General features: G+C 75.9%; 1 protein-coding gene. It reads right to left on the reverse strand.

The annotated features are described in order from the left end of the window. Positions 1–146 precede the first annotated feature (146 nt). A complete protein-coding gene (locus tag G5C65_RS37740; protein WP_165303580.1) occupies positions 147–914 on the reverse strand; it encodes a dioxygenase family protein in 768 nt (255 codons plus the stop codon). Between the last annotated feature and the right edge of the window lie 21 nt (positions 915–935).

Genomic DNA, 935 nt, shown 5'->3' on the forward strand with positions numbered 1-935 from the left:
CGTCTCGCGTCGTCCGGTGCGGTGCATCGCAAGGCGCCGGATCGCGGCTCGTACTGGGCGTACTCGCGTGATCCGGCAACGCCGCGAGGCGCCGTGCCGGGCGGCGCGAGGCGGTGAACCTTTCCGGTCACGGCACTAGCCGAGTCCTAGCCGAGCTGGACGGAGCGTTTGGCCAGGCCGCCCCAGAAGCCGTCGATGACGGCCCGCTGGGTGGCCAGGTCGGACTCGCCCGCGCCGAGCGTCACGAAGAGCGGCGCGAAATGCTCCGTACGGGGGTGTGCGAGCCGGCCCGCTGGGGCCTTGCGGGTGAAGTCCAGCAGCGCGTCCACGTCTCCGGCCGCCAGCGCCTCCCGGCCCCACGCGTCGAACTCCCGGGACCAGCCGGGTGCCTCGTCGGGGCCGGAGCCCAGGGTGAAGCCGCTGAGGTTGTGGGTGAAGAAGCCGCTTCCGACGACCAGGAAGCCCTCCGCGCGCAGCGGCGCCAGCGCCCGGCCCAGGCCCAGCAGCCGCTCGGGGTCGAGGGTGGGCAGGGACAGCTGGAGCACGGGGACGTCCGCTTCCGGGTACATCTCGGCGAGCGGGACGTACGCGCCGTGGTCCAGGCCGCGCTCCGGCTCGTCGTGCACCGGCAGCCCGGCGGCGCCCAGCAGCGCGCGGACGCGCGTGGCGAGCTCCGGCGCGCCGGGTGCCGGGTACCGCACGCGGTAGTAGCGCTCGGGGAACCCCCGGAAGTCGTACACCAGCGGCACCGTGCGGGTCGCGGCGAGGGTGACCGGCGCCGCCTCCCAGTGCGCCGAGACCATCAGCACGGCGCGCGGCCGGGGCAGCCGGGCCGCCCAGCCGGCGAGCTGCGCGGTCCACAGCGCGTCGTCGGCCAGCGGCGGGGCGCCGTGGCTGAGGTAGAGCACCGGCATCCGCGCGGGAACGGGCACGGG

Source organism: Streptomyces boncukensis, assembly GCF_011045075.1.
Lineage (GTDB): Bacteria > Actinomycetota > Actinomycetes > Streptomycetales > Streptomycetaceae > Streptomyces > Streptomyces boncukensis.

What these genes read in the sequence shown, in the direction of transcription:
- G5C65_RS37740 (WP_165303580.1), bottom strand. Translation starts at nt 914, where the DNA reads ATGCCGGTGCTCTACCTCAGCCACGGCGCCCCGCCGCTGGCCGACGAC.